The sequence below is a fragment of the Methyloglobulus morosus KoM1 genome, assembly GCF_000496735.2.
Classification (GTDB): Bacteria; Pseudomonadota; Gammaproteobacteria; order Methylococcales; family Methylomonadaceae; genus Methyloglobulus; species Methyloglobulus morosus.
On sequence record NZ_AYLO01000133.1, the window covers coordinates 21,770 to 31,607 of the forward strand.

Below are 9,838 nucleotides of genomic sequence, written 5' to 3' on the forward strand. Positions count from 1 at the left end.
AACCACAGGTAACAAAATGTCGTTACACCATCTCATTGAAGTCTTTAACGATGCTTTCGAGCATGAACAAAATTTCAGTTACCGTCCTTTTATAATGAAGGACAAAAGCGTTAATGGGTTGTTCGGGCCTATCCGTATCGGCAGCCTATTTTCTCCGATCCGGCAATCCGCAAAGCCGACCCGCATCATAGGACACGCCGCGCAAATCGAAGTCGCAGCGAACACCAATCATTATGTCCATGAAAACGAGATTGCCAATTTATTGGCTGACAGGGCGACTTATCACAGCAATTTGGAGTCGATCATCACTTTCGACCGGTTATCCCGAACTGTGCATATCTTGAATTATTTGACCTTGTTGCCTGTCGACCAACTCTTGTTTTTGGACGTTGATCCTCGCCATATTTTAGGCGTCAAAAAAGATCATGGTGTGTATTTTCAGGATTTCATTGCGAAAGCCGGTCTGGAAACAAAGAATATCGTTGTCGTTTTGACGGTCTACAACCAATATGCCCATTATTTTCAGAAATTGCTCGAAGGACTTGAAAATTATCGACGGCAGGGCTATCAAATCGCCCTTAAATTTGACATTCTTCCCACCGATAAGGCGATGACTGATTTAATTGCCCAGTTGATGCCGCAGTATCTATTCGTCTCGGCTAGGGCCTTGGAACAGCTTCCTAAGGCAATGGTTGAGGACACCTTGGCCACATTAATGACGTTGGGTGCTATAACAAAGAGCCAAACCATCTTGCAACATGTCGACGACAAAAAAGCCGATTTGCTTGCCCACCATTCGGGCTTCGACTATGTTGAGGGAAGTTATTACCGGGCAATTCCTTTTGATTATTCGAGAAAGCCTGAAAGCTTTAGCCGTGCGTAAATGCTGGTACTGATGGGGAGCCTGGAATTCCATGTTCTACGTATGTAAGCCATAAAAGCTGTCCCTTACTGATAACAGGCTGCCTAATAGGAACCTAATGACTCTTGAATTGTGCCTGTAGATTTTACTAAATTTACCTTGCCGGAGAGGATGAACAAAAATAGCCTTTCTCTCATCAACCACGTTTCCATTCATGATAGCGTGCCACCCAGCGTAGTAATTTTAGTGGTAGATGGTTTTTCTTCCAGACTCCGGCAACGTATTTGTTGGCTTCTGCCAGTGTTGGGTAGATATGTATGGTGCCTAAGATCTTATTGAGACCCATTTTGTATTTCATAGCCAGCACAAACTCGGCAATGAGATCGCCAGCATGATTGCCGACGATGGTCACGCCTAAAATTTTATCGGTGCCAGGTCTTGTTAGTACCTTAACAAAACCGTGGGCGTTACCATCGGCAATTGCCCTGTCCAAATCGGAAATATCGTATTTGCTGATTTCGTATTTGATGCCTTGTTCCTTGGCTTCTTGTTCGTTAAAGCCTACCCGTGCAACTTCGGGTTCTGTAAAAGTCGCCCAAGGGATGATGGAATAATCAGTACGGAATTTTTTGATGTCGCCAAACAGCCCGTTGACGGCTGCGTACCAGGCTTGATGTGCCGCTGTATGGGTGAATTGGTATGGCCCAGACACATCGCCGCAGGCAAAAATATGGGGATAATTAGTCGCCTGAAAGCCGTCGACCTGAATGGTGCGTTTGGGCGACAATTCCACGCCGATGTCTTCCAAGCCATAACCTGATGTGTTGGATATTCGCCCCAATGCCAGTAACACTTGATCGAATGGAATGCGAACGGTTTTGCTTTCATGTTCCGCCAGCAGAATTTTCTCACCATTTTCTACGATGAACTGTTTTGCAGTATACCTAAGAAGGACAGTTATGCCCTCTTGGTCAAATTGTGACAATACCAACCCTGAAGCATCCTCGTCTTCCCGAATGAGTAGCCGTGACGCCATTTCTATTATCGTGACGCGGCTTCCTAATCTAGCAAAACATTGCGCCAACTCGCAGCCGATTGGCCCGCCGCCCAACACAATCAATTGCTTGGGTTGCTCGCGGAGATTCCAAATGGTATCCGAAGTTATATAATCGACAGTTTCTATGCCGGGTATGGGCGGCACTAACGGACGCGCGCCGGTAGCAATGACGATAGATAAGCTTGTTAACGTCTGCGTACCCGACTTTGTGGTGACTTCCACTTCCCAAGGTGAAATGAGCCGGGCATTGCCTTCGATGACAACAACACCAAGATCTTGATAGCGTTCGACAGAATCGTGGGGTTCTATGGATTTTATCACTCGCTGTACACGCTCCATCACATCGGCAAAGCTGTAGTCTGCCGTTAAGTTGGCAATGCCGAATTCCCTGGCACGGGCGGCATCGGCAAGCAGGCGGGTCGTACTTATCAAGGCTTTAGAGGGTACACAACCCGTATTAAGGCAATCGCCACCCATTTTGTGTTTTTCTATCAATGTAACTTTCGCTTTGACCGCAGCCGCTATATACGCGCTCACTAGGCCCGCTGAGCCGCCGCCGATAACAATGATATTGTTATCAAATTTCTTTGGTTTTACCCAGTTATAGGTTTTTTTATTTGTTGTCATAAGAAAAATGTTCCACAACTTTTTTTGCGATAAGCGGAAAAATCCCCAGTAATGCAAAAGAACCTATCAGTATCGGCGACGCAATATCTGACAATGACTTAATGGTAGCGAGTTGCGTACCCGCATTGACATAGATTGCCGTACCGGCAAGCATGCCCAACTGGCTAACCCAATAAAAAGTAGATGTTTTCATCGTAGTCAAGCCCATGACCAGATTAATGACGAAAAATGGAATTAGCGGCACCAGTCGTAAGCTAAATAAATAGTAAGCGCCGTCTTTCTCAATGCCATCGTTAACCGTTGTAAGAAACTCAGCAAAATGACGCTCCACACTGGCGCGAAATAAGTAGCGGGCAGCCAGAAACGCCAATGTTGCACCAATGCTAGAAGCGAATGATACGATCACGGTCCCCCAGAACAAGCCAAACAAAGTGCCGCCAACTAAAGTAAGCATGGCGGCTCCGGGTAGCGAGAATCCGGTTATGATGATGTAAACCAGTCCATAGGTTAATACGGCCAAGGCAGGGTATTGTGTACGGTACGCCAGAATAGCGTCTTGTTGCGATTGGAGGGKGTTCAGGCTTAGGAGGTTGTGCATATCAAAAGAAAAAAAGATGATATTCAATATCACAAAAATCACAATCAGCTGCGTCTTAGATAGGGTCATTGTCAGCCTCGGCTCTTTAATGTTGACTTAAATATTACGTATATATTCAGTTTTACGGGTATTTGCAAATGCATTCCTGTTATTATCAAGCTAATACACTGATAAAGAAACCGCTATGCCCGAATAATTATTTGGTTGCCTAGGTAGCCGTAGTGATTGCATATTTCCCCCGTATTTAATATCCTTACGGAAAGACCCGCTTCATGCCGGAGCAGGAAAATACAAAAAAGAAAATCGCCCAACGACATGAATTTATTAAGCAGGCCTTTATTTATTCAGACGATTGGACAGATTTCTTCAAGCAATGATCCACACCATACTTTAATCTATACCGAAATCAACCAAGTACCCAAGATCGCCAGTTTATTGCAAGGGATACCTGCTGAAGAGAAACTTATCAGGGCCATTCAAAGGGTCATTTACGACAGGGTCAAAAGCCTGCCGGATGCCCGTATGGGCAAATTGGGTTGGAACCGATTCGCCATTATCCTAAAACTCCCGATTAAAGAAAGTCTCGCGGTTGCAGAAGACTTGGCACAGTTATTAGACAACCAATCCGTTGATATTGATGGGGTCAGTTATTATCCTAAGTTGATTTTTGGCGTTACACCCTTATCGCCCGAATATAAAACACCCGAACGGATTTTGGCAGCCGTGGATGAGGCCTTATTCCAGGCCAGGCGCACAGGCAACAGCGTTGTAAAGCTGATCGAGCATGACGATCCCATACTGCAGGCTTATTACGACTCGTTAAACTTGTTGCCGTTAATTACGGAGGGGCTGAAAATCCAGTCTTTTGTATTGTTCGCCCAACCCATTGTTCCTATAACCCAGCAAGTGACGGACGAACAAAAATTTGAAGTGTTGTTACGTTTTAAAAATGAAGAAGGCGATATCGACCCCAAAAGCCGATTTTTGGAAACTGCGGAATTATTTCACATCAGCCGTGAAATTGACTATTATGTGGTGCATCAATTTTGCCGCTTCTATGCCCAGGCGCATCAAGCCAACACCATGTATTCCCTCAATATTTCTGGCAGTACGATTAGGTATAGCCCGTTTATTGATGTCTTGGAAAAAGAATTCAAACAATTTGGCGTCAATCCAAGGCAGATTTGTTTTGAAATAACCGAAACCGTCGCTGACCGGGATTATAAGCAAGCAATCGATTTTATGAATGTCCTGAAAAATCAATTAGGCTGCCAGTTGTCGCTGGACGATATTGGTATCGGGTCGAGCAATTTAGCAAACTTGTCCAAATTTAATGTCGACTTCTTGAAAATCGACGGGTCGTTTATTAAGGATGTTTTGGTTAACCCCTATTCTGAGCTGGTGGTTAATTTTATAACCTCTGCTGCCAAGCTTTATGGCCGAAAGACGATCGCCGAGTACGTCGAGAATGCCCAGCAGTTAGAAAAACTAAGGGATCTGGGGGTTGATTTTGCCCAAGGTTATTTCACTGGAAAACCCGAAATATTGTTTGATCCCATGTGGGATTAGCGGCACGTAAAAAAGGCCACGCTTACCGTGGCCTTTTTCGAATCAACAAATATCTAACTATTTCACTAACTCTTTTACCTTAGCCATAATGCCGACGGGGTCTATGCCTTGATGTGGGAATTGTTCCCAAAGACCGCCGCAGCCTTCCTTATGTGTACCTAAATGGGCAAATTTCGGCGCAAATCCGCGTTCCAGCAACCAAGAACCATAACGGCTACCCAAGCCTGTTTTCTTGTTGAAGGACTCAACAATCAACACCATCGGTGAATTGCCGACTTTGGCGAGCATGTCTTCGTCGATAACATTCAAGGTAGGTTTATTGATCAAGCCCACATCAATGCCTTCCGCTTTCAGGCGTTCTACAGCATCCAATGCACGGTACAAAGTTTCGCCGAAAGCGATGACGTAACCTTGCGTACCTTCGCGGATGACTTCGTCTTTGCCTGGGACGAAATGGTAATCCCCGCCGAAAAATTCGTTGCCTTTTTCATCCAAAATTAACGGCACTTTGGAGCGGGTTGAGAATATGAAACGTAAACCGGGATCAAAGAAAATCTTGGCGACAACCGCTTTCATTTGGTTAGGGTCGGCTGGAAAATACAAACCTGTTGCATAGCCATCAGATAACCCGTTGTCGGCGAACATATTGTTAAGGCCGAAATGGCAGGTGTTGTCTGCCATGTCGTCAATACCGGAATGTGAAAAATGGCTTAACACATTGGAGTTGTTCAGGCGCGCCATCGTGATTTCGGACATCAGCATTTCCAGGAAGGCACTGAAAGTGCCGAAAATGCCTTGTTTGCCAGCTTCCATACCAAAACCGGCAGCGGCGGAGAAGTTTCCGCGTTCCATGATACCGGAAGAGATGAAGGATTCTGGAAATGCTGCATGTATTTTGTGTAAACCGCAAGAACCTTCCAGGTCAGAGTCAATAACACGGACTTTTTCTTTACGATCCGCTTCACTCATGCCATTCATGACAGCAACTACGGCATCGCCGAATACGTTACGGTTAGCGTCCCACTTGTCGCTGGAACCGATGAAAGTGTCGGTATTTTTAGGTGGGACAACAGCTTTGAGGAAGTCTACAGCAGCAGTGTGACCGCGTGTTTCCAAATATTCCAAGGCCACTTTGACGGAGACAACGTCATGTCCGTGGGTCGAGCCTTCCAGTCCGACAATGCCGGGACACATTTTCCGGTGATTAATCACGGCAACTGGGCCCGGAGTGTTAATGGCTTTGCAGATGTTGGCATATAGGCTGTCGAGATCTTCTCCGTCGCCTTCCAATACGGTTACACCATGACCTTCCAAGGTTTTTGCAGTTGAGCAACCTTTCAGGTAATGGGAAGGATGGCCTGCGATAGTGACATCGTTATCGTCGATAATCAGTTTGACATTCAGGCCTTGCGCCACAGCCAAACGTGCGGCTTCGGCATCGTCACCTTCTTGTTGCGAACCGTCCGAACCCAAACAGAACAAGGTTTTGCTCGGATTCGCCATCGCCACACCGTTAACGTAAGGCCACATGTGACCCAAACGACCTGAACTGAATTTAACGCCTGGGGTAAAACCCAATTCTGGGTGACCAGGGAGATGCGAATGTGCGGCGCGGTATTGGGTTAGTTTTTCGGCGGGCATATCGCCGTTTAACACTGACATCAGGTATTGCGTGGCAACACGGTGTCCAGCTTCATCAAAGAAAGTCGGGATGTATTTGTCAGAGCCACGGAACAGCGCGTCCATGATCATGACTTCAGGCACGGTATCGTATGGGCCGCCCGTGTGACCACCCACACCACGGGCTGCACCAGTGGATGTGAAGAATACGATGGCATCCCGGCAAAGTTGGATGTTGGCTTGCAGGGCAGATTTTTGCTCCGCCGTTAAAGTCGGTACGCTGGCATCCAGTTTTATGCGTTGGTAAGCGCCAAGATCGATGGGGAAGTTTGTCATGATTATCTCTCGTGTGTTAAGTATTGTTCGTCGTTATTGTTGCATGGCACACAACAACTCTAATTGTTGATATGTGGATTTTTGATAATTCAGTTAACCCACTTCTTTCAAGGTCTATGTTCTCAAAATTAGCCGATTTGGTAAAGTTTTTCCTGGCTGCCTGATACGGGAACCCGATAATGTAGGCATAAAAAAACCCTGGTCATCGCTGACCAGGGTTTTTGGTAACACAATCAGGAAAGATGTGTTAGTTAGGCAATGCAAACACAGTGAATGTGCCACCTAACTTGGTGTAAGAACTTAGGCTTCTGTATGCGCCTACTGCCCCCAAACCTTCAGTGTTAGATTTGTCTGTACCATCGTCGATACCGGCAGCAATACCAATGCCTGCCCAGCCGCCAATACCTGACAGTACGCCAACATATTGTTTGCCATTGTATTTCCAGGTGTTGACGTTACCGATAATGCCAGACGGGGTCTTGAACTTATAGAGTTCTTTACCAGATTTGGCATCAACCGCTTTCAGGTAACCTTCTAGTGTACCGTAGAATACGACACCGCCCGCAGTTGCCACCGAGCCGGACCATACAGAAAATTGCTCTTTGTTTGACCAAGCAATTTTGCCTGTTTTGGCATCCCATGCAGTGAATTGACCCAGGTTGGTGCTGCCGTCAGGCTGGCCTGTAATGACATCCGCACCTGCTGGCATCATGGTCAAAGTCGCACCCACATAAGGCTGGCCTGCTTTGTAATCAACCGCGAATGGCTCATAGTTCATGCACAAGTGGTTGCCTGAGATATAGAACAAACCGGTTTGTGGTGAGTAAGAAACCGGCTGTTGGTTCTTGCTGCCTAACGCCGCAGGGCAAGCGCCAACAGTATTGGTGTCTTCCCCGTTTTGCTCAGTGGAGTATTTCGAAACCACTTGTGGACGACCAGTTTTCATGTCAACGTGGGTCGCCCAGTTAACGGATTTGTCGAATTTTTCCGCCACCAATAATTCGCCCGTTTCACGGTCTAAAGTATATCCGAAGCCATTACGGTCAAAATGTACGATGGTTTTGTGCATTTTGCCATTCACTTCTTGATCGACCAATGGCACTTCGTTGATGCCGTCAAAATCCCATTCATCGTGTGGAGTCATTTGGTAAACCCATTTTACTGCACCCGTGTCCGCATCACGCGCCCATAAGGACATGGACCATTTGTTGTCGCCAGGACGTTGCACAGGGTTCCAAGTAGATGGGTTACCTGAACCGTAGTAGATCAAGTTCAGTTGTGGATCGTAGCTGTACCAGCCCCAGGTAGTACCGCCACCGATTTTCCATTGGTCGCCTTTCCAAGTTTTGATACTTGAATCTGGGCCAACAGGTGTGACTTTGCCGTTTTCCCAAGTGGTTGTTTTGTTTGGGTCGATCAAAGTGTCAGAATCTGGGCCCATGCTGTAGCCTTTCCAACGTAGTTTGCCAGTGCGGATATCGTAAGCTGCCATAAAACCACGGACACCAAACTCACCACCTGAGATTCCGGTCAACACTGTATCTTTAACCACAAAAGGCGAAGAGGTATTGGTCATGCCCAATTTAGGGTCGCCGTTTTGTACGCTCCAAACTCGTTTGCCGGTTTTGGCATCCAACGCGGTCAAAACGGTATCCGATTGTTGCAGGAAGATCTTGCCGTCGCCATAACCCAAGCCACGGTTGACGGTATCGCAGCACATCACGGGAATCGTGACATCAGCGTCTTGAGTAGGGGTGTATTCCCAAATCACGGCTTGCGTTTTTTGGTCTATTGCATAGACAGTGTTGGGGAATGGCGTGTGAATGTAAAGAATGTCATCAATAACGAGTGGGCCACCTTCATGACCACGTAAAACACCTGTTGAGAAAGACCATGCAGGTTGCAGGTTCTTTACGTTGTCAACGTTGATGTCCGAAAGTTCGCTGTAACGAGTACCGGCGTAGTTACCGCCCCATATTGCCCAGTTGTTAGGGTTTTTTGTCAGTTGTTCAACTCCGCTATTGGCTGTTGAAATTGCTGGCGCAGCAATCAAAACTGCTACACTCGATGCAAGCAGCCAGTTTTTGAGAGGCTTCTTCATAATTATATTTCTCCTGATATCTTGTTACACGACAAAATACTGATTATTTTTTAAGACTAATATTAGTTTTGGGGTGATTATTTTTATCTCCTCGGGTACAGGACTATTCACGCCACGCACTAGATTTAATTATTTTGCCCTAAAAGTCAACTTTTAATGTCACACTGATTATTCGACGGCTTTTAGTTTGCCACATAGGATGTTAATTGATAAGGACAAACCCCTTAAACGGCTTCAATCCGATAGCCATTTTCATCCCAAACCAACACGTCACCTTTGTCTTTCGTCCAAGCCGACAAAACATAGCGTTGGGCGGATTTGCCTTCGACTTCAAAGTTATGGATATCGGGGCGATGGGTGTGCCCGTGGATCAAGCGTAAGCAATGATATTCAAGCATCGTGCGGACGACCGTGTCTTGGTTGACATCCATGATTTCTTGGGATTTTTTGCGCTTATGGAAAAAACTTCGGAGACGGTACCAACGCGCCGCCAACAAGCGCACGAACAACGGCTTTGACAACACATTGCGTTGCCATTCAGGGGAACGCGATTTGCTGCGAAATTCCTGATATGGCAGGTCATCGGTGCATAACAAATCGCCGTGCATCAACAATGTCGGCACGCCAAACAAGTCGATGACGAAAGGATCATGGATTAAGGCTACACCAGTATCCGAACAAAACCGGTCACCAAGCAAAAAATCGCGATTGCCTTGCTGAAAATAGATTTGAGTACCGGATTCCGAGAGCCGTTTCAAGGCTTCGCGAATTTTAGGGTTGGGCGGGCTAAAATCATCATCGCCCACCCACGCATCAAACAAGTCGCCCAGGATGTATAAGGCGTGGGCTTTTGTCGCTCGGCTGCCCAGAAATTGCAAGAACCGTTGAGTGATCTCCGGCTTATCCCACGTCAAATGAAGATCGGAAATAAACTGAATTTCGGTTTTCATGGCAAAAGCAGACGTAAAGGCTAAAGGCTAAAGGCTAAAGGCTAAAGGCTAAAGGCTAAAGGCTAAAGGCTAAAGGCTAAAGGCTAAAGGCTAAAGGCTAAAGGCTAAAGGCTAAAGG

The 9,838-nt window shown here is 46.4% G+C and carries 7 protein-coding genes; 2 read left to right on the plus strand and 5 right to left on the minus strand.

Features of this window, described 5'->3' with window-relative positions; all coding sequences use genetic code 11:
• Positions 1-16 precede the first annotated feature (16 nt).
• Positions 17-883: an EAL domain-containing protein gene (locus tag MGMO_RS16320; RefSeq protein WP_023496172.1), complete on the plus strand. Its 867-nt coding sequence runs from the start codon at positions 17-19 to the stop codon at positions 881-883.
• 175 nt (positions 884-1,058) lie between these two features.
• On the opposite strand, the gene MGMO_RS16325 is transcribed toward MGMO_RS16320, so the two are convergent.
• On the minus strand, positions 1,059-2,546 hold the full coding sequence (locus MGMO_RS16325) for a dihydrolipoyl dehydrogenase family protein (RefSeq protein WP_023496173.1): 1,488 nt from the start codon (positions 2,544-2,546) through the stop codon (positions 1,059-1,061).
• The gene (locus MGMO_RS20695; protein WP_023496174.1) at positions 2,533-3,213 is read right to left on the minus strand and encodes a TVP38/TMEM64 family protein; all 681 of its coding nucleotides are present in this window, start codon (positions 3,211-3,213) and stop codon (positions 2,533-2,535) included. Before MGMO_RS20695 ends, MGMO_RS16325 begins: the two co-directional genes overlap by 14 nt.
• Before the next feature lie 246 nt (positions 3,214-3,459).
• On the opposite strand from MGMO_RS20695, the gene MGMO_RS16335 reads away from it, so the two are divergent.
• Positions 3,460-4,713: an EAL domain-containing protein gene (locus MGMO_RS16335; RefSeq protein WP_023496175.1), complete on the plus strand. Its 1,254-nt coding sequence runs from the start codon at positions 3,460-3,462 to the stop codon at positions 4,711-4,713.
• A 57-nt stretch (positions 4,714-4,770) separates the two neighbouring features.
• On the opposite strand, the gene MGMO_RS16340 is transcribed toward MGMO_RS16335, so the two are convergent.
• The 3 genes from MGMO_RS16340 to MGMO_RS16350 all read right to left on the minus strand — a co-directional run bounded on the left by MGMO_RS16340 (position 4,771) and on the right by MGMO_RS16350 (position 9,720).
• Positions 4,771-6,669: a transketolase C-terminal domain-containing protein gene (locus MGMO_RS16340; RefSeq protein WP_023496176.1), complete on the minus strand. Its 1,899-nt coding sequence runs from the start codon at positions 6,667-6,669 to the stop codon at positions 4,771-4,773.
• Positions 6,670-6,916: 247 nt separating this feature from the next.
• Positions 6,917-8,770, minus strand: a complete 1,854-nt coding sequence (locus MGMO_RS16345) for a PQQ-dependent dehydrogenase, methanol/ethanol family (protein ID WP_023496177.1) — start codon at positions 8,768-8,770, stop codon at positions 6,917-6,919.
• Positions 8,771-8,994: 224 nt separating this feature from the next.
• Positions 8,995-9,720, minus strand: coding sequence for a UDP-2,3-diacylglucosamine diphosphatase (locus MGMO_RS16350; protein WP_023496178.1), 726 nt, complete (start codon positions 9,718-9,720; stop codon positions 8,995-8,997).
• Positions 9,721-9,838: the final 118 nt, after the last annotated feature.